This is a genomic window from Saliniferula longa, from assembly GCF_050789285.1.
Lineage (GTDB): Bacteria > Pseudomonadota > Alphaproteobacteria > Rhodobacterales > Rhodobacteraceae > CAVPWP01.
The window spans coordinates 630,553-649,237 of record NZ_JBOUVX010000002.1 but is presented as its reverse complement, the minus strand read 5'-3'; the positions used below and the strand labels follow the sequence as shown (position 1 = coordinate 649,237).

Sequence of the window (18,685 nt, the reverse complement as noted above, 5' to 3'; positions counted from 1 at the left end):
GCGTGCGCCCTCAGGCGCCGACCTGCGGCGCCTGCAACACCTGAACGCCGTTGATCTGCCAGCCGTCCGGCGTCTCGATCATCTGATAGCCAAGCACGTGCACCGTGCCTGACTGATCCGTGATCATCACCTTCTGCCACAGACGCCCGCCGATCTCTTCAAGCTCCAGGTATTGCACGTCCGCCGGCCGCCAGACCATCGGATAGCCCTGCCGCACCATGACGCCGAAGTTCTCGGGCGTGCCGAACAGCTGCTTGATCGATGGCGAGGCATAGGTGAAGGCCGAGGCGAAGTCGTCCCGCAGGAAGGCGTCGATCTGGTTTTGGATCACGCCGGTGATGGCGCTGTCCGATCCCTCCTGCGCGTGCAGCGGCACGATGAAGAGGGCGGTCGCGAATACGGTTGCCAGGACGCGGCGCATGGGCAGTCTCTCCCCCGAGGACCCGCCAACAGATAGCTCCCGCAGGCGCTCTGGCAAGCCGGGGATTGGCACGACCGGCCCGAATGCCCAGATGTGGGGTTGGAGGCCCGTCCGTGAGCTACGCGTTTTCCCGTTCCGACAAATCCGTGCAGGCCGCGCTGCGCCGAATCGCTATCGAGCAGACCGAATTCGGGCTTGCGCGCGCCTCTGACAGCGGCCCGCTTCCGCAACGTCTGCACGACATGCGTCTGGCGGTGAAAAAGCTTCGCGGGTTGATCCGTCTGGTCAAACCTGCGTTCCCCGACTTCAGAAATGAGGACGCGGCGCTTCGAGATGCGGCACGGCACCTGTCTCCGCTGCGCGACACGCATGTGGTTGAGATCACCCTGACCGAACTTGCAGGTGATCAGGATGCCAGCGGCCTTCTGCCTTGGGAGGTGCATCCGAACGCGGCCGATCCGGCCGGGCCGGTTGCCGCCTACGTCCGGGACATCACCGGGCTGCGCCAGCGCGCGTCCGGCTGGCGACTTGGCGCCCCGGGCTTCGATCCGGTCGCGGCCGGCCTTGCCAGCACCGTCAGGCTGGCCCGCCGGCGCCACCGCGAGGCGCGGGAAAACCCGGATGACGAGACGCTCCACGCCTGGCGCACACGGGTGAAGAACCACTTTTACCAGTCACGCCTTCTGGAACCGATCTGGCCCGAGGTCATGGCGCCCCACATCGAGGCCGCCAACCGGCTGGGCGACCTTCTGGGAGCCCATCATGATCTTGCCGTTCTGGCCCACCGACTGCGCCGCCTCAGCGATCCCCGCGCCACGCAGATGATCGACCGCGCCCGCAACAGGCAGGTCGAGATCTGGGCCGAGGCCGATCTTCTCGGCGCGCGGCTTTTCGCCGAAAAGCCCAAGGCGCTTGCCGCCCGCTGGGGTGCGCTCTGGAAAATCTGGCGGAACGCCTAGCTCAGGTCGCCCTTCAGCCCCGCCTCGATCAGGGCGATCGTCTCGTCGATGCCGTAAAGCGCGATGAAGCCGCCGAAGCGCGGACCCTGGCTTGCCCCCAGAAGCACCTCGTAAAGTGCCTTGAACCAGTCACGCAGCGGCTCGAACGCGTGATCCTTTCCGACTGCGAAGACCATCGACTGCAATTCTTCGGGATCAAGCCCGCCCTGCCAGGCCTTGAGCCGGACAAGCAGATCCTCCATCGCCGCCCGCTCCTTTGCGTCGGGCGCGCGGAAGACCTTCGAGGGCTTCACGAAGTCGTTGTAGTAGCGCACGGCAAAGCCCGCCGCCGCGTCAAGATCGGGATGCGTCTCGGGGCTGGCGTCGGGCGCATAACGCCGGATGAAGCCCCACATCTTCGCCTTGTCCTCGGCGTGGCTGACGCTGGCAAGGTTCAGAAGCATCGCGAAGGGCACCACCATCTTCGACTCGGGCGGGGTGCCGTTGTGGATGTGCCAGACGGGGTTCGCCAGTTGCTGATCCAGCGTCTGCTCGGGGAAGGCACGCAATTGCTGGTGGTACTCGTCGACCGCCTTGGGAATCACGTCCCACCACAGCCGCTTCGCTGTCTTGGGCTTGCCATACATGAAATACGACAGGCTTTCGGTCGCGGCGTAGGTCAGCCATTCGTCGATCGACAGGCCGTTGCCTTTCGATTTCGAGATCTTCTCGCCGCTCTCGTCAAGAAACAGCTCGTAGGTGAAATGTTCGGGCGCCCGTTGTCCAAGGATCTCACAGATCCGGTCGTAGATCGGCGTGTTGGTGGAATGGTCCTTGCCGTACATCTCGAAGTCCACGCCCAGCGCGGCCCAGCGGGCCCCGAAATCGGGCTTCCACTGCAGCTTGCACTGGCCGCCCGTGACAGGAAGCGTCCATTCCCGCCCGCTCTCGTCGTCGAAGGTGACCGTGCCTTCCCTGGCGTCGACGTGCTTGATCGGAACGTACAGAACCCGTCCAGTCTCGGGGTGGATCGGAAGGAAGACGGAATAGGTCTGCTGCCGTTCTTCGCGCAGGGACGCCAGCATGACCTCCATGATCGCGTCGTACCGCTCGGCGGCCAGCAGAAGGGTCTTGTCGAATTGGCCGGACTTGTAGAAGTCCGTCGCGGAATAGAACTCGTACTCGAACCCGAAAGTGTCGAGGAACCGCCGCAGCATGGCGTTGTTGTGATGGCCGAAGCTTTCGAACTTGCCGAACGGATCCGGGACGCTGGTCAGCGGCATTTGCAGATGTTCCCGCAGCATCTCGGGATTGGGGACGTTTTCGGGCACCTTCCGCATCCCGTCCATGTCGTCCGAGAAGCAGATCAGCCGCGTCGGGATATCGCTGATCGCCTCGAAGGCGCGGCGGATCATCGTGGTGCGCAACACCTCGCCGAAAGTGCCGATATGCGGCAGGCCGGAAGGCCCATAGCCGGTTTCGAACAGCACATGTCCCTTCTCGGGCGGCGCGGCCTCATAGCGCTTGAGAACCCGACGCGCCTCTTCGAAGGGCCAGGCTTTCGAATTCATCGCGGCGTCGCGCAGATCGGACATCGTGCAGCTTCACTTTCGTGACAGGGGGATCGGGCAGGCCCCGCTTCCTATTGAACGGTGCCCCCCCCGTCAATATTCTCGGACCGTCACACCCAAGGATGCCCCCGTGCCCGATCTTCCCCACTCACTTACGCCCGAGGACTGCCTCGTCGCGATCATGATCGCCGTCTCCCTGTCGGACGAGCAGATCCGCACCTCCGAACTTGTCGCGATCGAGCGTACGGTGAACCACCTGCCCGTCTTCGCGTCTTACGACGTCGACCGCATCCGCGTGATCGCGCAGACGGTGGCCGACCTCTTCGCCGAGGAAGAAGGTCTTGACGCCCTGTTCGGACTTGTTCGCGAGAACCTGCCCAATCGGCTGTGGGAGACGGCCTACGCGATGGCCTGCGACATCGCCGCCGCCGACGGCACAATTCGCGAGACCGAACTGCGCCTGCTTGAGGAAATGCGATACGAGCTTTCCATCGACCGCCTGCATGCCGCCGCCATCGAACGCGGCGCCCGGGCGCGGCACTTGCGGCTCTGACGCCGTCCGGGCCCTGTCTCTGGCCCAGTCTCTGACCCTGTCCCTCGCCCTGTCTCAGGCCCCCTGAAGGTCCGCCCAGCGCAGGATCAGATCCTGCTGCAGTCGCCGCGATCGGCGCGCCCATTCGCGGGCGCCTTCCGCCTGTTCGCGTTGCTCGATCGGCACCGCGTCGCGCCGCGCCGTGTCCGCGGTGAAGATCGCGAAGGCCATGCCGCGACGTGCTCCCGCTCCTGCTTCCGTGCGGGCAAAGCCGGCAAGGGCACTCACGAAGTTCAGGGTTCCGGTCTTCGCCGACACCTCCAGCCCGGCGATCGGGCCGCGGTCGCCGTCGGCGCCGGAGACGGGGAAGTCCCGCAGGATCGCGCTCAGACCCATGTCGCGCTCGGCCGCCGACAGAACCCGTACCATGTCCGCCGCAGAGATGGCCGATCCATAGCCAAGTCCGGAATGGTCGATCAGGGCCGCGCGCTCGGCCCCGAAGCGCGCCCCGGCCCAGGCATTCATCCGCGCCGCCGAGGCGGCAAGATCGCCCGGCTGCGGCCCGATCGCCTGCGACGCCATGAGGCCCGAAGCCTCGGCCGTCAGGTTCGTCGACCACCTCAGCATGTCGCGCATGAGCGTGCGCAGGTCGTCGCTGTGCCGCTCGGCCACGACGGTGCCCTCAGGCGCGGTTGTCAGCGGCCCGCCCGGCTTGAGCTCGATCCCGTAGGATCGCGAAAGGCTTTGGAAGACCTCTCCGGCATAGGCCTCGGGGCGCCGCACAGGCAACCAGCGCGACCCGCCGTCGCCCAGTGCCTTGCGCGCCACGCTCCAGCGATCGATCCCGTCTTCCTGTCGGTAAAGATAGACCGGACCCTGTTCGGCCCCGATCGACATGCGCGCGATCTGGACCCTGGGGCTGAAACGCTCGGCCCGCGCCTCCATCGACACGTCATAGCCGTTCGCACCGCGCTTCCATTCGAAGTGCACGCGGTTGTAGTTGAGGTTCAACCCGCCGATCGCAGGGTTGTATCCCACATGCGGAGGCTGGTCGGCGTCGATCCCCGGCAGAAAGGGCAGCGCCCCGCCCCAGATGCGGAAGTGCCCCGCCACCTCGCGCACGCCGGCGGCCTTCATCGCAGCGGCCAGATCGCCCAGACCATCGGTGTCCAGCGTGGGATCGCCGCCGCCTGCCAGAACAAGGTCGCCCTCGACCCGGCCGTTCAGGATCGGACCGGTGGCGATGACGCGCGTCGGAAAGCGGAAGTCCGGCCCAAGGATGTCCAGCGCGTAAAGCGCCGTCAGCGTCTTCGCCACGCTCGCGGGCGGCTGCGCCAGAAACGGGTCGCGGACCTCGATCATTCGACCGTCGTCAAGATCGGCCATCGCGAAGCTGACCTGCCCGCCCAGACGGGCCGCGGCGATGATGGCATCGGCGGCAGGCGGCGCGGGCGGCGGCGGCAGAGTGCCGCGCGGCAACGGCCGAAGCGAGGCAAGCGGCGCCGACGCAAGCGCCGGCCCCGCGACAGCCCCTGCAAGAAGACCACCCAGAACGGCCCGTCGCGATACGCTGTGCGTCATTGCGAAAGTAAAGCCACGACGCGCATCTCCCGGCAAGCGCGACCTGTTCACAACTGCGAAGTGCCCGCCCGATGTCGCCCGGAAGCCGCGCCGTCAGGTCCAGTCGCCGCGGGCGCGGATCTCGGTCGACGAGATGTCGACCATCGGCAGGTTCACGAAACACCAGGCTGGTGGAGGCGCAAGGCACAGGCGCGCGGCCTCGCGCATGGGCAGCCGCCAGCGGCGGTACCTGATCGCCGCCGGCGACAGGCAGGCCGGCAGTCCCTGACCCGGTCGCGCCATCACACCCACGGGCACATGCTCCATGATCCAGTCCCACCTCTCCCAGTGGTGGAAGCCGGCCAGATTGTCCGCGCCCATCAGCCAGACGAAGCGCACACCCGGATAGCGCGGAAGAACGGCCGCAAGCGTCCCGGCGGTATAGCGCGTTCCCAGCCGCGCCTCGATGTCGGTCACCACGACCCCGGGGTGCTGCATGATCGCGCGCGTGGCCGCCATCCGCCGCTCCAGCGGCGCCGGTCCCCGCGGCTTGAGCGGATTGCCCGGACTGACCAGCCACCAGACCGCATCAAGGCCGAAGCGCTTCAGCGCCTCGTGGGTGATGTGGACATGCCCGGCATGGGGCGGATCGAACGAGCCGCCCAGAAGTCCGATGCACATGCCCGGCCGCGCCGGCGGAAACCCCGCCGTCATGGGCGCCTCCCTTTCCTGTCAAGGGCTTGTCGGACGGCGCGGCCGGGCTGTCAATCGTTGCCGCCCGCGCAAGGCATCTTCCCACGCCGGGGACCCGTGCTAGGTTTGCCTCGAACCCGCACGGAGACGCCGATGATCGCCGCCGCCCGCCTGACCTTCGCTCTTTCGGCCGCCTTGATCCTTGCCACCGCCCATCCGGCGCCGGCGCAGACCACTGTCAGCCATGGCATCTCGACCTTCGGCGAGTTGAAGTATCCCGCGGACTTCCCGCACTTCGACTACGTCAACCCCGCGGCGCCCAAGGGCGGAATCATGAGCTTTCGCGGCACCGGCGCGTCCCAGACCTTCGACAGCCTCAACGCCTTCATCCTTCAGGGCGAACCTGCGCAGGGTCTGACCCGGCTTTACGACACGCTTCTGGCCCGCGCCTACGACGAACCCGACGCGGTCTATGGCCTTCTCGCCGAACGGCTGGAATACCCCGAGGACCGGTCCTGGGTGGTCTTCACCCTGCGCGAGGGCGCCGCTTTCGCTGATGGCACGGCCGTGACGGCAGACGACGTCGTCTTCACTTTCGAGACGCTCAAGGAAAAGGGTGCGCCACGCTATCAGCTTGACCTCAGGGACGTCGCCTTGGTCACCGCGCTGTCCGAGCGCGAAGTCCGCTTCGACTTCGCCGAGGGCGCCGCGACGCGCGACCTCATCGCCACGGTGGGCCAGTACGAGATTCTTCCGGCGCATTACTACCAGACGACCGACTTCGAGTCCTCGACCCTGGTTCCGCCCCTGGGCTCGGGCCCTTACATCGTGCGCGACCTCACCGCCGGCCGCACCATCACCTACTGCCTCAACCCCGACTACTGGGGCGCCAATCTTCCGGTGAACATCGGCAAGAACAACTTCGACTGCATCCGCTATGAATATTTCGCCGACAACACCGCGTCCTTCGAGGCGCTCAAGGCAGGCGCGTACCTGTTCCATGAAGAGAATTTCTCGGCCCAGTGGGCGACGGGCTATGATTTTCCCGCCCTCGCGAGCGGCTGGGTGATCCGCGAGACCATCCCCGACGACCGCCCGTCGGGCGCGCAGGGCTTCTGGTTCAACCTGCGTCGTCCGCAGTTCGAAGACGCCCGCGTGCGCGAGGCGCTTGGGATGATGTTCAACTTCGAATGGTCGAACCAGACGCTGTTCGCCGGCCTCTACGAACGCACCGACAGCTTCTGGGAAAACTCGGTCCTGCAGGCGTCCGGCCCGCTCGAGGGCGACGAGTTAGTCTTCCTCGAACGCTGGCGCGACCGCCTGCCCGAAACCGTGTTCTCCGGGCCGGCCTTTACGCCCCCGGTCAGCGCGCCCAATGCCCTTGACCGCGCCATGGCCCGGCGCGCGGGCGCCCTTCTGGATGCGGCCGGTTGGGAAGTGGGCGACGACGGGATGCGCCGCGACGCCTCGGGGCAGGCCCTGCGGGTGGAATTCCTGAACGCAAGCCCCACCTTCGAGCGGATCATCCTGCCTTATGTCGAAAACCTGCGCGCCATCGGGGTCGACGCGGTCCACACCCTTGTCGACTTCGCCCAGTACGAACAGCGGCAGGAAGACTTCGACTATGATATCGTCTCGGGGCGCTTCGTCCTGCCGCTGTCGCCCTCGATCGAACTGCGCGAGCTTTTCGGGTCGGACAGCGCCAATGCTCCGGGAACCTTCAATCTTTCGGGACTCGCGGATCCGGTGATCGACGAGATCATCGAAGAGGTGGTCCTGGCCAGCGACCGCGCGACGCTCGAAACCCGCGTCCGCGCCCTTGATCGCGTGCTGCGCGACCGCAGGATCTGGGTGCCGAACTGGTACAAGGGCACGCACTGGCTGGCCTACTGGGATGTCTTCGGCCGCCCCGAAACGAAACCACCCTATGACCGGGGAACGGACTACTGGTGGTGGGACAAGGCGAAATACGACGCGCTTCAGGCGGCCGGCGCGCTGCGCTAGGGCAGCGTCAGTCCGCAGTCCCCCGCCCGTTCAGCTTGCGCCGGCGCCAACGCCGGAACACCCGCACATCCAGCAGGATGACCGCGACCCCCAGCGGCACCATCCAGAAGCCCAGAACGGGCAGAAACCCGAAGATGCCGCCGACGATCAGAAGCACGCCCAGCAGGCTGCGCAACCCGGGCCTGACGTTCGTCCGTATCCACCGCATCCAGGTGCGGTAGGTGCGTTCGCCCTTCTCTTTCCAGGTCTCGGTCATCGGTTTCCCCGCGCGTGCCGGCCACAGGTGATCATTCGCGGGCGCCGGCACAAGCCCGGAGGAACGCCCGCATTGCCCTTGCCCCGCCCCTTGGCTATGTGAAGGCGGATTTCCGACATCAGGGGCACGCGACCGATGGCCAGCTACCAGTACGTCTATCACATGGACGGCGTCTCGAAGACCTACCCGGGCGGCAAGAAGTGTTTCGAGAACATCCGCCTGAACTTCCTTCCCGGTGTGAAGATCGGCGTCGTGGGCGTGAACGGCGCGGGCAAGTCGACGCTCTTGCGCATCATGGCCGGCATCGACAAGGACTTTTCGGGCGAAGCCTGGGCGGCCGAGGGCGCGCGCGTGGGCTACCTTCCCCAGGAGCCGGATCTCGACCCCGCGCTCGACGTGCGCGGCAACGTGATGGAAGGCGTTGCCGCCAAGCGCGCCATCCTCGAGCGTTACAACGAGCTTGCCATGAACTATTCGGACGAGACGGCCGAAGAGATGGCGCAGCTTCAGGACGTGATCGACAGCCAGAACCTGTGGGATCTCGACAGCCAGGTCGACGTCGCGATGGAGGCGCTGCGGTGCCCGCCCGACGACGCCTCGGTCGACAGCCTCTCGGGCGGCGAGAAGCGCCGCGTGGCGCTGTGCAAGCTTCTGCTCGAAGCGCCCGACATGCTGCTTCTGGACGAACCGACCAACCACCTTGACGCCGAAACCATCGCCTGGCTCCAGCAGCACCTGATCGACTACAAGGGCACGATCCTGATCGTCACCCACGACCGCTACTTCCTCGACGACATCACCGGATGGATCCTGGAACTCGACCGCGGTCGGGGCATTCCCTACGAGGGCAACTATTCCAGGTGGCTTGAGCAGAAGGCCAAGCGCCTTGAACAGGAAGCGCGCGAGGACAAGGCCCGCCAGAAGACTCTCGAGCGCGAGCTTGACTGGATCCGGCAGGGCGCCAAGGCCCGCCAGTCCAAGCAGAAGGCGCGGATCGACCGCTACAACGAACTGGCCGAGCAGTCCGAGCGCGAGAAGGTCGGCCGCGCGCAGATCGTCATCCCGAACGGCCCGCGCCTTGGCGGCAAGGTGATCGAGGTCGAAGGCCTGAAGAAGGCCATGGGCGACAAGCTGCTGATCGAGGATCTGTCCTTCGCCATCCCCCCCGGCGCCATCGTCGGCGTCATCGGTCCGAACGGCGCCGGCAAGACGACGCTGTTCCGCATGCTGACCGGGCAAGAGACGCCCGACGACGGCAGCGTCGAGTTCGGCGATACGGTCAAGCTGTCCTACGTCGACCAGTCGCGCGACGCGCTCGACGCCGGCAAGACGGTGTGGGAGGAAATCTCGGGCGGGGCCGAACTCATCAAGCTGGGCGATGCCGAGATCAACAGTCGCGCCTATTGCGGCGCGTTCAACTTCAAGGGCGGCGACCAGCAGAAGAAGGTGGGACTTCTGTCGGGCGGCGAACGCAACCGCGTCCACATGGCCAAGCTTCTGAAGTCGGGCGGAAACGTGCTGCTGCTTGACGAACCGACCAACGATCTCGACGTCGAGACCCTGCGCGCGCTGGAAGACGCACTTGTCGATTTTGCCGGCTGCGCCGTGGTCATCAGCCACGACCGCTTCTTCCTCGACCGGATCTGCACCCACATCCTCGCCTTCGAGGGCGAAGCGCATGTCGAATGGTTCGAAGGCAACTTCGAGGACTACGAGGAAGACAAGAAGCGCCGCCTGGGCCCCGACGCGGTCGAGCCGAAGCGGATCAAGTACAAGAAGTTCGTGAGGTGAGGGGGAACTCCAGGCTGCCAAGGCATAGGCCGCTTGGAGTGAGGGATGCTTCGTTTGGATACCGTCAGCGTGGTAGTCTGGGTAGGTCGACTTTTTGGGATGCGGGAAACGCTGGACTTGCCCGTTAGGGTATTGTTTGCCTCCGTAGACATTACCGGAGATGGTGGGTGGACCCCACCCTGCCCTGTGTTTTGGTCGCCGGATGCAACTTCCCTCACCCGAACGCCGTCCCCGCCTTCACCCCCAGCCACCGGAACACCGTCGCCGCCGGACAGAAGCCGGTGAAGGCGGACTGGAGCAGGTTCAGCCCGATGAAGACAGTGAACCACATCCACACCGGCGAGACATAGACGGTCAGCACGACGCTCAGCAGCACCATGACGCCGGCGAAGGCAAGAACGGCACGATCAAGGGTCATTTCGGGTCTCCTTCCCTGGCCCCGGGTGTCGGGGCATGAAACATTCCTGAAGTGGAATACGAGAATCGGGTTCCGCGCCTTGACCAGGATCAGATCGGCCGAAGGCCTACCCGATCTTCGACTTCGCGTCCTTCCAGGCCTTCTCGACACGTTCCCACGCCGTCTCGAGGCCTTCCCTGACGTCGTCCCAGGTCTCGTCACCGCTGTCGCGCAGCTTGTGAAGCCTTTCCTTCGCCTCCTCGCGTTGCGCGCCCAGCTTCTTGAGCTGTTCGGCGTACTCGATCTTCGCGTCGGCCCCGGCCTCTTCAAGCTTTGCCTTCAGCTTGTCGATTTCGGCCTCCCACTGGTCAAGCCGCGCCTTCGCCTTGTCGATATAGGCTTGCCGATCGGTCATCGTCGGTCCTCCGTTCAAATCCGCGGCAACGCTGCACCCGGGACACGCGCGCTGCATTGACGGGGGTCAAGGCGGGATCAGGGCCGGATGCGCACCAGACCGGTCAGTCGACCCGCCAGACCTTGATCCGGCTCGTCCCGCCCCGGACCAGCGTCAGCCGGCCCTTGGCGATGCCCAGCGCGCGGGCCAGCGCCTCGCGCACCGCGGCGTTCGCCTTGCCGGCCTCGGGTGGCGCTGTCACCCGCACCCGAAGACCGGCGGGGACTTCTTCAACGGTCGTCCGCGCGGCTCCGGGAGTGACGCGCACGGTGATTTCGCGCCCCGGCACGACCAGATGGGAAAGTCCCCCGCGCGGTGTCACCCGTCCCTCCATCTGCCCCGGAACCTTGACTTTTGGCCCCGATTCCATCATATCCGACGCGCTACGTTACTCTCTATCGACCACTGTCTCCCTAACACGGCTTCAGTCCATCGATCACAGACTGACAGGCCGGGCTGCCGCACACCGCGGGCAGCGACACCAGAAGGAGACTTACGGATGGCCAAAGGCACCGTGAAATGGTTCAACACCACCAAAGGCTTCGGCTTCATCGCCCCCGAAGGCGGCAAGCGTGACGTTTTCGTGCACATCACCGCGCTCGAGCGTGCGGGTCTGCGCGAACTGAAGGACGGCCAGGCCGTGACCTTCGACATCGAAGCCGGCCGTGATGGCCGCGAGTCGGCGACCAACCTCGCCCTCGCCTGAGCGATCGACCGGGACCGGGCGGCCTAGACCGCCCGGTTCACCCAATCCACGATCTGTGGCGCCGGCATGGCCCCTGCCTGACGCGCTGTCTCTCGCCCGCCCTTGAAGGCCGCGAGCATCGGAATCCCCCTGATCCCGTACTTTCCGCCAGCCTGCGGATTCGCTTCGGTGTTCAGCTTCACCAGACGCGCCCGCCCGCGAAGTTGACCCGCGGCCTGCGCAAAGTGTGGCGCCATCATCCGGCAGGGCCCGCACCACGGCGCCCAGAAATCGACAACCAGCGGCAGATCGTCGGTCCGCGCCGCCTTCTCGAGCGTCGCAAGATCCACCTCGTGCGGCTTTCCATCGATCAGCGTCGCGCCGCAGGTCCCGCATTTCGGGCTGTCGGCGATCTTCTCACCGGGGACCCGGTTCACCTGCCCACAGTCGAGACAGGTCAGCTTGAGCGCGGCCATCGCCACCCCTCCTAATATATCTTTTTAGGAATATAATGTGGGCGAGGGCTTGCGCCAAGTGGCTCAGGCGCGCAGCGCGGCCACGATCTCAGCCGCCAGTCCTTCGACCTCGGCTGTCCAGGCGCCCTTCCCATGTTCAAGGACGCCGCGCCCCTGGCCAAGGGTCTCGGCATAGGCCACGCGGTGACCAAGGACTGTATGCGCCTGCAGAATCTCCATGGCGGCAACCGATGCGATTACCTCCTCCAGAACCCGCGTCCCTGCCTTGGCACGGTTCAGGACGACCATCGCGGGGCGGTTCTCGCGCCGGGCAAGGTCAAGAACCGACTCGGTCGCCCAGACGTCGACCTGGCTGGCTGCGACCGGAACGAGGACAAGATCGCTTTCGCGCAGCGCGGGGCGCAGGTCGGCGTCGACCTTCGGCGGCGTGTCCACGATGATGAAATCGTACAGTTTCCGAAGCTTGTCGCATTCATAGCTGACGCCCCAGGCGCTTGCGGTGGCGAACTCGAGACCTGGGTCCCCGCGCTCGCGCCGGGTCATGAACCAGCGCCCGAGCGAGCCTTGCGGATCGGTGTCAAGAAGAGCGACGCTGTATCCCGACCGGGCCAGGGCGACCGCAAGGTTGGCGGCGATCGTCGTCTTGCCCGATCCGCCCTTCTGCTGGGCGACCGTGATGACTTTCCCCGGCATCGGCGCCTCCACGACTTTGCTGCACCGCAGCATAGCGGGCGGAGCGCAGAGTCGCAAGCGCCGTGGGGTCGCTCCGGCCACCCCGCCGCCCGGTCGGCCACGGGCGGCGCGGTCAGCGCGGCGGAACGGCCGCCGTCACCTCGATCTCGACCTTGAATTCCGGGCGGGTGAAGCCCGAGACGATCACCAGGGTCGAGGCGGGAAGCCTGCCGACATCCGCCAGCCAGGCGTCCCGCTCGGCCATGTAGTCAGGCATGAAGGCGCGGTCGGTGACGAAGGCGTTGATGCGCACCACGTCCCCGCGGCCCGCGCCCCCCGTGCCAAGGATGGCGTCGATGTTGGCGAAACAGATCCGCGCCTGGGCGCCGACGTCCTCGGGCACCGACCCGTCAGCGGCAAGGCCCAGTTGTCCGGACGTCAGGATCAGGCGATACCCGTCCGGCACGATGACCCCGTGTGCGTATCGCGCGAAGGGAGGCGCAATCCCGGCTGGGGTGAGTTCGTGCATGGCGATCTCCGGCTGGCAGGCTGACGGTCGCGCGCATGAGGCCGCATCCTCCGACTCGGGTCAATCGCCACAAGAGGCGCCCCAAATGGCGGGCGACCAAAAGATGTGCGAATCGAGCGGAACCGTCTAAGCAATAGGCGAAATGAAACCCGGCGCGCGGCACGACGGGGCGACCCCTTTCCTTCGCCAGCGGCAAGCCGAAGTTAAGACCAGATCACCAACGGAGGTTAGGATGTCTTCCAAATACCTGAAGCTCTCGACGGCTGCGGCCGCCGTGGCGATTTCTTCGGCAGCAAGCGCGCAGGAGTTGACCGAAGTGACCTTCGGCACCCACTGGGTCGCCCAGGCCGAACACGGCGGGTACTACCAGGCCGTCGTCGACGGAACCTACGAGGCCTGCGGGCTTGACGTTACGATCCTTCCCGGCGGCCCGCAGGTCAACAACTCGGCGCAGCTCATCGCCGGACGGATCCAGTTCTACATGGGCGGCACACTTGGCCCGCTGAGCGCGGTCAACGAAGGCGTGCCGATGCTGATCGTTGCCGCGAGCTTCCAGAAAGAGCCGCAGATCCTGATGACACATCCGGGCGCGATCTCGTCCTTCGACGAGATTTCGACGCTCGACCAGTTGATCATCGGGGACGAGGGTTTCGTCACCTACTTCAAGTTCTTCGAGAAGGCGAACGGCTGGGATCCGGCAAAGCGTGTCCCGTACACCTTCAACCCGGCGCCCTTCATCGCCAACGCCCGCGCGGCACAGCAGGGCTATGTCACGTCCGAACCCTTTGCCGTCGAACAGGAAGGCGGCTTCAAGCCGGACGTCTGGGTGCTGGCCGACAATGGCTACACGGCATACTCGACCACGATCGTCGGCATGCGCGACTACATCGAAGCCAACCCCGAAGTGGTGAAATGCTTCGTCGATGGCTCGGCCATCGGCTGGGCGAACTTCCTTTATGGCGACAACGCCGCCGCTCTGGCGAAGATCAAGGAAGACAACCCGGACATGAGCGACGACAAGCTCGCCTTCTCGATCGAGACGATGAAGCAGTACGGCATCGTCGACTCGGGCGATGCCCTGACCATGGGCATCGGCGCGATGACGGACGCGCGCATGGAAGACTTCTTCACCAAGATGGTCGACGTGGGCGTGCTGCCCGCCGACCTCGACTACAAGCAGGCGTACACGCTCGACTTCGCCAACAGCGGTGCCTCGCTCGAAGTGAAGGCGGCGCTTGGCCAGTGACGGCACAAGGTGCACCCTCTCCCGCGGCGGTCGCCGCCGCGGGAACTGCGCGCGCCTCCCGGCAGGTGCTCCTGTCGCTTGATCACGTCGACAAGATGTTTGGCCAGAGCACGATCGCCCTGCGCGACATGTCGCTCGAGGTCAGGCAGGGAGACTTCATTTCGCTTCTCGGCCCCTCGGGGTGCGGCAAGTCGACGGTGCTTCGCCTGATCGCGGGGCTTATGCAGCCCACCCGCGGCCGGGTTCGCTGGGCGGACACCACGGCGCGCGACACGCTGGGCGTGGTTTTCCAGGAACCGACGCTGATGCCGTGGTCGACGGTGGCCGACAACGTCTGGCTGCCGCTGCGCCTGAAGGGAAAGACCCGGAAGGATGTTCGTCCCGACATCGAAGAGGCACTGGCGACGGTCGGACTGACCGGTTTCGAAGACGCCTACCCGCGCGAGCTTTCGGGGGGCATGAAGATGCGCGTCTCGATCGCGCGCGCGCTTGTCACCCATCCCCGCCTGATCCTGATGGACGAGCCCTTCGCCGCGCTTGACGAGATCACGCGCTTCAAGCTCAACAACGATCTGCTCGCCATGCGCGACAAGCTGCATTGCACGGTGATCTTCGTGACGCATTCCGTGTTCGAAAGCGTCTTCCTGTCCGATCGGATCGTCATCATGGCGGCGCGTCCCGGACGGGTGATCCGCGAACTTGGCGTCGACGAACCCTATCCCCGGACCGAAGAGTTCCGCACATCGACGGAATACGTCGCCCATTGCCGCGAAGCCTCGGACGCGCTGGCGATAGCGATGGACGGCGTCGCCCACGAAGGATGACCCCATGACCGCGACCGACAGCGCCGAACAGCTTCGCGGGGACGACATGGCCGCCCGTGTCATCGACCGCGAAGAGGACGCGCGCCTGCGCGCCGCCCGGCTTGAGCGGATCGGTCGCTGGGCTTTGCCCCTTTTCCTTTTCGTCGCCCTCATCGGGACATGGCAGTGGTATGTCGTCGCGCGGGAAATCCCGCATTACCAGCTTCCCAGCCCCCTTCTGGTGATCGAGACGCTGATCGCCGACTTCCCGTCGCTGGCCGGAAGCTGGTGGACGACCGTGCGCGTGACGGTGCTTGCGCTTCTGCTTGCCATCATCGGCGGCGGCGGACTGGCGATCCTGTTCACCCAGTCCCGCCTCGTCGAGATGAGCCTGTTTCCCTACATGGTCGTGCTGCAGGTGACCCCCATCATCGCGATCGCGCCGCTGATCTTCATCTACATCGACAGCCACATCGCGCGGGTGCTCTTCATCGCCTGGATCGTCGCGTTCTTTCCGGTGTTGTCCAACACGGCGCTTGGGCTGAAATCGTCCGACCACAACCTGCGCGACCTGATGACGATCTACCACGCCAGCCGCTGGCAGCGGCTGCGATTCCTGCAACTGCCCTCGTCCCTGCCCTACTTCCTGGGCGGCTTGCGTATCGCCGGAGGCCTGTCGCTGATCGGGGCGGTCGTGGCCGAGTTCACTATGGGCTCGGGCGGGCAGGCGGCGGGGCTTGCCTTCCGCATCCTGGAATCGAGTTACCGACTGAACGTGCCGCGGATGTTCGCGGCACTTCTGCTGGTGATCCTCACGGGGGTCGCGATCTACCTCGTGCTGTCCTGGGTCAGCTGGCTGCTTCTGCACAAGTGGCACGAAAGCGCGATCAGACGGGAATGACCATGAACTTCCGCACCCTTCCCGCCGCGCCCTTCACGCTGGCCAACGTCACCGTGCCCGGCTTCTTTCTGGGCGAAACGGCCGACCTCGTCCGCGCGGACCTCGGCATCGTCGCGGGAAAGCTCGCCCCGCCGGCCGGGGTCGAGGTCGACATGAAGGGGGCGATGGTCTTTCCCTGCTTCGTCGACATGCACACGCATCTCGACAAGGGGCATATCTGGGGCCGCGCCCCGAACCCCGATGGCACCTTCATGGGCGCCCTGACCACGGTGGGCGAGGATCGTGCCGCGCACTGGACCGCCGAGGATGTCCGGCGCCGGATGGACTTCAGCCTGCGCTGTGCCTTCGCCCACGGCACCCGCGCGATCCGCACGCACCTTGATGCGATCCCGCCGCAGGACGGGATCAGCTTCCCTGTCTTCCGCGAGGTGGCCGAAGACTGGAAAGGCCGCATCGCGCTTCAGGCGGCCTGCCTGATCGGTTGCGACAGCTTCGACGCCGACGGCGCCTTCCTGAACACGGCCAACATCGTGGCGGCGACGCCGGGCGGAGTGCTGGGCATGGTGACTTATCCCATGCCCGACCTCGCCCAGCGCCTGCGCGCCTTCTTCCGGCTTGCGGCCGACCGGGGCCTTCAGGCCGACTTCCACGTCGACGAAACGATGGACCCGGACGCCGAGACCCTGCGCCTGATCGCCGAGACGGTGCTCGAGACCGGGTTCGCGGCCCGGGTCACGGTCGGTCACTGCTGTTCGCTTTCGGCGCAGGACGAGGCGCGGGCGATGGACACACTCGACCTCGTGGCGAAGGCGGGGCTGAACGTGGTCAGCCTGCCGATGTGCAACCTTTACCTTCAGGACCGCGCGCCGGGTCGCACGCCGCGCCGGCGGGGCATCACGCTTGTGCACGAGATGAAGGCACGCGGCATTCCCGTGTCGTTCGCCTCGGACAACACGCGCGATCCGTTCTACGCCTACGGCGACATGGACATGATCGAGGTGATGCGCGAGGCGACGCGCATCGGCCACCTTGACCATTCCGACAGCGACTGGACGCGCGCCTTCCTGACCACGCCCGCCGCTGCCTGCGGGTTCGAGGCGCCATCACTGGCGCCCGGCGCGCCCGCCGATCTGGTGATCTGCAAGGCCCGCGGCTGGACCGAACTCTTCGCCCGGCCGCAGGCCGACCGGATTGTGCTGCGTGGCGGCCGTGCCATTGACCGCACCCTTCCCGACCATGCTGAACTTGACGACCTGATGAGGATCGGATGAACGCCAACGTCGCCGCGGCCAAGGCCGCCCTGTCCCACCTTGACATCGAAGGAAACGATGCCGCGATCCGCGCGAATTCGCGCGATTTCTTCTGGTACTCGCCTGTGCTGAAAGCCCGGCTCGACCACGTCGTGGCCGATTTCGTCGTCCGACCGCGCACCGAAGCCGAGGTGATCGAGGTGCTGAAGGTCTGCCATGCCCACGACGTGCCGGTCACGACACGCGGCGCAGGCACGGGGAACTATGGTCAGGCCATGCCACTTGCCGGGGGCTGCGTGATGCACCTCAAGCACCTCGACCGCGTGAAGGAGGTCCATCCCGGCCGGGTGATCTGCGAACCGGGCGTCCTGCTCAAGGACCTCGACGCAGCCTGCAAGGCACAGTCGGGGCAGGAGTTGCGGATGTTCTCGTCGACTTGGGCCACGGCCACGATCGGCGGTTTCATCGCCGGTGGCTCGGGCGGGGTCGGATCCTGCACCTGGGGCGCGTTGCGCGACCTGGGCAACATTATCCGGCTGCGCGTCGTGACGATGGAGGCCGAGCCCCGCATCCTCGAGTTCCGGGGCGAAGAGTTGGCCCGCGTCAGCCACGCCTACGGCACGAACGGGATCATCACCGAGGTCGAGATGCCGCTGGCCCCGGCCTATGACTGGGTCGAGATGTTCGTGGGTTTCGACGACTTCATGAAGGCAGCCCGATTTGCCGAGGGCGTCGCGAACGAGGACGGCATCCTGATCAAGCTTGCCAGCGTCTTCGAGGCACCGACGGCCTTCGACTATTTCCAGCGCGTGAAGCCCCATGTGACCGAGGGAACGCATCTTGTGGGCCTCATGGTCGCTCCTCATTCGATGGATGGTTTCCTGACCTTCATGGCCCGCCGGCCCGACGCGCGGATGGTCTATCGATCCGACGACAACGACTGGGCGCGCGGGCCGGGGCCTGTCTTCGAATACGGATGGAACCACACCACACTAAGGGCCCTGAAGGTCGACCCCTCGATCACCTACCTTCAGGTGCGCTATGCCTTCCCGCGACATCTGGAACTTGTCGAGCGGATCCGCAACGACTTCTCGCCCGAGGTGCTCCAGCACCTGGAGGTGATGCGCGAAGGCGGCAAGGTCATGTTCGCGGGCCTCTCTCTGGTGAAGTTCACGACCGAGGAACGCCTGGACGAAATCATTCACCTGCACGAGGCCGCCGGCGCGATGATCTTCAACCCTCACCGCTATACGCTGGAAGAGGGCGGCCGGCAGACGGTGGACGACCGCCAGCTGGCCTTCAAGCGCGAGGCCGATCCCAAAGGCCTGCTGAACCCGGGCAAGATGATCGCCTGGGACGATCCAGACTGGGGTTACGACCGGATGTATGCCTGGCCCGGACTGAAGACGGCGGAATGACGGACGCGGCCAGAGCGGGCTGTTTGCCCCCGCTCGGCTGCGCCGAGCCCCCCGGTGATGGGTCCGGCTCGACGGACACGCGGTGGCG

Annotated in this window: 21 protein-coding genes; 10 read left to right on the top strand and 11 right to left on the bottom strand. The window is 65.9% G+C overall.

Annotated elements, in window-relative coordinates; genetic code table 11:
* Positions 1–10 precede the first annotated feature (10 nt).
* The gene (locus ACRDNQ_RS09715; RefSeq protein WP_431828451.1) at positions 11–421 is read right to left on the bottom strand and encodes a DUF4864 domain-containing protein; all 411 of its coding nucleotides are present in this window, start codon (positions 419–421) and stop codon (positions 11–13) included.
* Positions 422–534: 113 nt separating this feature from the next.
* Here ACRDNQ_RS09715 and ACRDNQ_RS09710 point away from each other — a divergent pair, with 113 nt between their 5' ends.
* Complete coding sequence (locus tag ACRDNQ_RS09710; RefSeq protein WP_431828450.1) at positions 535–1,380, top strand: CHAD domain-containing protein; 846 nt, start codon at positions 535–537, stop codon at positions 1,378–1,380.
* Here ACRDNQ_RS09710 and ACRDNQ_RS09705 read toward each other — a convergent pair.
* The gene (locus tag ACRDNQ_RS09705; protein WP_431828449.1) at positions 1,377–2,954 is read right to left on the bottom strand and encodes a lysine--tRNA ligase; all 1,578 of its coding nucleotides are present in this window, start codon (positions 2,952–2,954) and stop codon (positions 1,377–1,379) included. The genes ACRDNQ_RS09710 and ACRDNQ_RS09705 overlap by 4 nt on opposite strands.
* Positions 2,955–3,111: 157 nt before the next feature.
* Between ACRDNQ_RS09705 and ACRDNQ_RS09700 the strand changes: the two genes are divergently transcribed.
* The gene (locus ACRDNQ_RS09700) at positions 3,112–3,483 is read left to right on the top strand and encodes a tellurite resistance TerB family protein (protein WP_431829106.1); all 372 of its coding nucleotides are present in this window, start codon (positions 3,112–3,114) and stop codon (positions 3,481–3,483) included.
* A gap of 54 nt (positions 3,484–3,537) precedes the next feature.
* On the opposite strand, the gene dacB is transcribed toward ACRDNQ_RS09700, so the two are convergent.
* Together dacB and ACRDNQ_RS09690 are read right to left on the bottom strand one after the other, a co-directional pair.
* On the bottom strand, positions 3,538–5,043 hold the full coding sequence (gene dacB / locus ACRDNQ_RS09695) for a D-alanyl-D-alanine carboxypeptidase/D-alanyl-D-alanine endopeptidase (RefSeq protein WP_431828448.1): 1,506 nt from the start codon (positions 5,041–5,043) through the stop codon (positions 3,538–3,540).
* Between the two features lie 93 nt (positions 5,044–5,136).
* Entirely contained in the window at positions 5,137–5,736 is a 600-nt protein-coding gene (locus tag ACRDNQ_RS09690; protein ID WP_431828447.1) for a nicotinate-nucleotide adenylyltransferase, read from the bottom strand.
* Between the two features lie 132 nt (positions 5,737–5,868).
* On the opposite strand from ACRDNQ_RS09690, the gene ACRDNQ_RS09685 reads away from it, so the two are divergent.
* Positions 5,869–7,719 carry an extracellular solute-binding protein gene (locus ACRDNQ_RS09685; protein WP_431828446.1) on the top strand — a complete coding sequence of 617 codons (1,851 nt, stop codon included), beginning with the start codon at positions 5,869–5,871 and terminating at the stop codon, positions 7,717–7,719.
* A gap of 7 nt (positions 7,720–7,726) precedes the next feature.
* Here ACRDNQ_RS09685 and ACRDNQ_RS09680 read toward each other — a convergent pair whose 3' ends face one another.
* Positions 7,727–7,975, bottom strand: a complete 249-nt coding sequence (locus ACRDNQ_RS09680) for a hypothetical protein (RefSeq protein ID WP_431828445.1) — start codon at positions 7,973–7,975, stop codon at positions 7,727–7,729.
* A gap of 135 nt (positions 7,976–8,110) precedes the next feature.
* Here ACRDNQ_RS09680 and ettA point away from each other — a divergent pair, with 135 nt between their 5' ends.
* Complete coding sequence (gene ettA, locus ACRDNQ_RS09675) at positions 8,111–9,766, top strand: energy-dependent translational throttle protein EttA (RefSeq protein WP_431828444.1); 1,656 nt, start codon at positions 8,111–8,113, stop codon at positions 9,764–9,766.
* A gap of 214 nt (positions 9,767–9,980) precedes the next feature.
* Here the strand turns inward: ettA and ACRDNQ_RS09670 are convergent, their stop codons facing one another.
* The 3 genes from ACRDNQ_RS09670 to ACRDNQ_RS09660 all read right to left on the bottom strand — a co-directional run bounded on the left by ACRDNQ_RS09670 (position 9,981) and on the right by ACRDNQ_RS09660 (position 10,951).
* A complete protein-coding gene (locus tag ACRDNQ_RS09670; protein ID WP_431828443.1) occupies positions 9,981–10,184 on the bottom strand; it encodes a YgaP family membrane protein in 204 nt (67 codons plus the stop codon).
* A 106-nt stretch (positions 10,185–10,290) separates the two neighbouring features.
* Positions 10,291–10,578 carry a sll1863 family stress response protein gene (locus ACRDNQ_RS09665; protein ID WP_431828442.1) on the bottom strand — a complete coding sequence of 96 codons (288 nt, stop codon included), beginning with the start codon at positions 10,576–10,578 and terminating at the stop codon, positions 10,291–10,293.
* Positions 10,579–10,681: 103 nt separating this feature from the next.
* A complete protein-coding gene (locus ACRDNQ_RS09660) occupies positions 10,682–10,951 on the bottom strand; it encodes a DUF167 domain-containing protein (RefSeq protein WP_431828441.1) in 270 nt (89 codons plus the stop codon).
* A gap of 165 nt (positions 10,952–11,116) precedes the next feature.
* On the opposite strand from ACRDNQ_RS09660, the gene ACRDNQ_RS09655 reads away from it, so the two are divergent.
* Complete coding sequence (locus ACRDNQ_RS09655) at positions 11,117–11,323, top strand: cold-shock protein (RefSeq protein WP_431828440.1); 207 nt, start codon at positions 11,117–11,119, stop codon at positions 11,321–11,323.
* 23 nt (positions 11,324–11,346) lie between these two features.
* Here the strand turns inward: ACRDNQ_RS09655 and trxC are convergent, their stop codons facing one another.
* From trxC to ACRDNQ_RS09640, 3 genes are all read right to left on the bottom strand, one after another.
* Positions 11,347–11,778 carry a thioredoxin TrxC gene (gene trxC / locus ACRDNQ_RS09650; protein WP_431828439.1) on the bottom strand — a complete coding sequence of 144 codons (432 nt, stop codon included), beginning with the start codon at positions 11,776–11,778 and terminating at the stop codon, positions 11,347–11,349.
* Between the two features lie 63 nt (positions 11,779–11,841).
* The gene (parA, locus tag ACRDNQ_RS09645; RefSeq protein WP_431828438.1) at positions 11,842–12,471 is read right to left on the bottom strand and encodes a ParA family partition ATPase; all 630 of its coding nucleotides are present in this window, start codon (positions 12,469–12,471) and stop codon (positions 11,842–11,844) included.
* Positions 12,472–12,583: 112 nt separating this feature from the next.
* A complete protein-coding gene (locus tag ACRDNQ_RS09640; protein WP_431828437.1) occupies positions 12,584–12,979 on the bottom strand; it encodes a RidA family protein in 396 nt (131 codons plus the stop codon).
* Positions 12,980–13,211: 232 nt separating this feature from the next.
* On the opposite strand from ACRDNQ_RS09640, the gene ACRDNQ_RS09635 reads away from it, so the two are divergent.
* From ACRDNQ_RS09635 to ACRDNQ_RS09615, 5 genes are all read left to right on the top strand, one after another.
* On the top strand, positions 13,212–14,225 hold the full coding sequence (locus ACRDNQ_RS09635) for an ABC transporter substrate-binding protein (RefSeq protein ID WP_431828436.1): 1,014 nt from the start codon (positions 13,212–13,214) through the stop codon (positions 14,223–14,225).
* A 95-nt stretch (positions 14,226–14,320) separates the two neighbouring features.
* A complete protein-coding gene (locus ACRDNQ_RS09630; RefSeq protein WP_431829105.1) occupies positions 14,321–15,049 on the top strand; it encodes an ABC transporter ATP-binding protein in 729 nt (242 codons plus the stop codon).
* Between the two features lie 4 nt (positions 15,050–15,053).
* On the top strand, positions 15,054–15,929 hold the full coding sequence (locus ACRDNQ_RS09625) for an ABC transporter permease (protein WP_431828435.1): 876 nt from the start codon (positions 15,054–15,056) through the stop codon (positions 15,927–15,929).
* Complete coding sequence (locus ACRDNQ_RS09620) at positions 15,926–17,200, top strand: cytosine deaminase (protein WP_431828434.1); 1,275 nt, start codon at positions 15,926–15,928, stop codon at positions 17,198–17,200. The genes ACRDNQ_RS09625 and ACRDNQ_RS09620 overlap by 4 nt, the downstream gene beginning before the upstream one ends.
* Entirely contained in the window at positions 17,197–18,597 is a 1,401-nt protein-coding gene (locus tag ACRDNQ_RS09615; protein WP_431828433.1) for an FAD-binding oxidoreductase, read from the top strand. Before ACRDNQ_RS09620 ends, ACRDNQ_RS09615 begins: the two co-directional genes overlap by 4 nt.
* Positions 18,598–18,685: the final 88 nt, after the last annotated feature.

What these genes read in the sequence shown, in the direction of transcription:
- ACRDNQ_RS09655 (WP_431828440.1), top strand. Translation starts at nt 11,117, where the DNA reads ATGGCCAAAGGCACCGTGAAATGGTTCAACACCACCAAAGGCTTCGGC.
- ettA (WP_431828444.1), top strand. Translation starts at nt 8,111, where the DNA reads ATGGCCAGCTACCAGTACGTCTATCACATGGACGGCGTCTCGAAGACC.
- ACRDNQ_RS09640 (WP_431828437.1), bottom strand. Translation starts at nt 12,979, where the DNA reads ATGCACGAACTCACCCCAGCCGGGATTGCGCCTCCCTTCGCGCGATAC.
- trxC (WP_431828439.1), bottom strand. Translation starts at nt 11,778, where the DNA reads ATGGCCGCGCTCAAGCTGACCTGTCTCGACTGTGGGCAGGTGAACCGG.
- dacB (WP_431828448.1), bottom strand. Translation starts at nt 5,043, where the DNA reads ATGACGCACAGCGTATCGCGACGGGCCGTTCTGGGTGGTCTTCTTGCA.
- ACRDNQ_RS09615 (WP_431828433.1), top strand. Translation starts at nt 17,197, where the DNA reads ATGAACGCCAACGTCGCCGCGGCCAAGGCCGCCCTGTCCCACCTTGAC.
- ACRDNQ_RS09665 (WP_431828442.1), bottom strand. Translation starts at nt 10,578, where the DNA reads ATGACCGATCGGCAAGCCTATATCGACAAGGCGAAGGCGCGGCTTGAC.
- ACRDNQ_RS09660 (WP_431828441.1), bottom strand. Translation starts at nt 10,951, where the DNA reads ATGGAGGGACGGGTGACACCGCGCGGGGGACTTTCCCATCTGGTCGTG.
- ACRDNQ_RS09670 (WP_431828443.1), bottom strand. Translation starts at nt 10,184, where the DNA reads ATGACCCTTGATCGTGCCGTTCTTGCCTTCGCCGGCGTCATGGTGCTG.
- ACRDNQ_RS09635 (WP_431828436.1), top strand. Translation starts at nt 13,212, where the DNA reads ATGTCTTCCAAATACCTGAAGCTCTCGACGGCTGCGGCCGCCGTGGCG.
- ACRDNQ_RS09680 (WP_431828445.1), bottom strand. Translation starts at nt 7,975, where the DNA reads ATGACCGAGACCTGGAAAGAGAAGGGCGAACGCACCTACCGCACCTGG.
- ACRDNQ_RS09625 (WP_431828435.1), top strand. Translation starts at nt 15,054, where the DNA reads ATGACCGCGACCGACAGCGCCGAACAGCTTCGCGGGGACGACATGGCC.
- ACRDNQ_RS09620 (WP_431828434.1), top strand. Translation starts at nt 15,926, where the DNA reads ATGACCATGAACTTCCGCACCCTTCCCGCCGCGCCCTTCACGCTGGCC.
- ACRDNQ_RS09690 (WP_431828447.1), bottom strand. Translation starts at nt 5,736, where the DNA reads ATGACGGCGGGGTTTCCGCCGGCGCGGCCGGGCATGTGCATCGGACTT.
- ACRDNQ_RS09685 (WP_431828446.1), top strand. Translation starts at nt 5,869, where the DNA reads ATGATCGCCGCCGCCCGCCTGACCTTCGCTCTTTCGGCCGCCTTGATC.
- parA (WP_431828438.1), bottom strand. Translation starts at nt 12,471, where the DNA reads ATGCCGGGGAAAGTCATCACGGTCGCCCAGCAGAAGGGCGGATCGGGC.
- ACRDNQ_RS09715 (WP_431828451.1), bottom strand. Translation starts at nt 421, where the DNA reads ATGCGCCGCGTCCTGGCAACCGTATTCGCGACCGCCCTCTTCATCGTG.
- ACRDNQ_RS09630 (WP_431829105.1), top strand. Translation starts at nt 14,321, where the DNA reads ATGTTTGGCCAGAGCACGATCGCCCTGCGCGACATGTCGCTCGAGGTC.
- ACRDNQ_RS09705 (WP_431828449.1), bottom strand. Translation starts at nt 2,954, where the DNA reads ATGTCCGATCTGCGCGACGCCGCGATGAATTCGAAAGCCTGGCCCTTC.
- ACRDNQ_RS09700 (WP_431829106.1), top strand. Translation starts at nt 3,112, where the DNA reads ATGATCGCCGTCTCCCTGTCGGACGAGCAGATCCGCACCTCCGAACTT.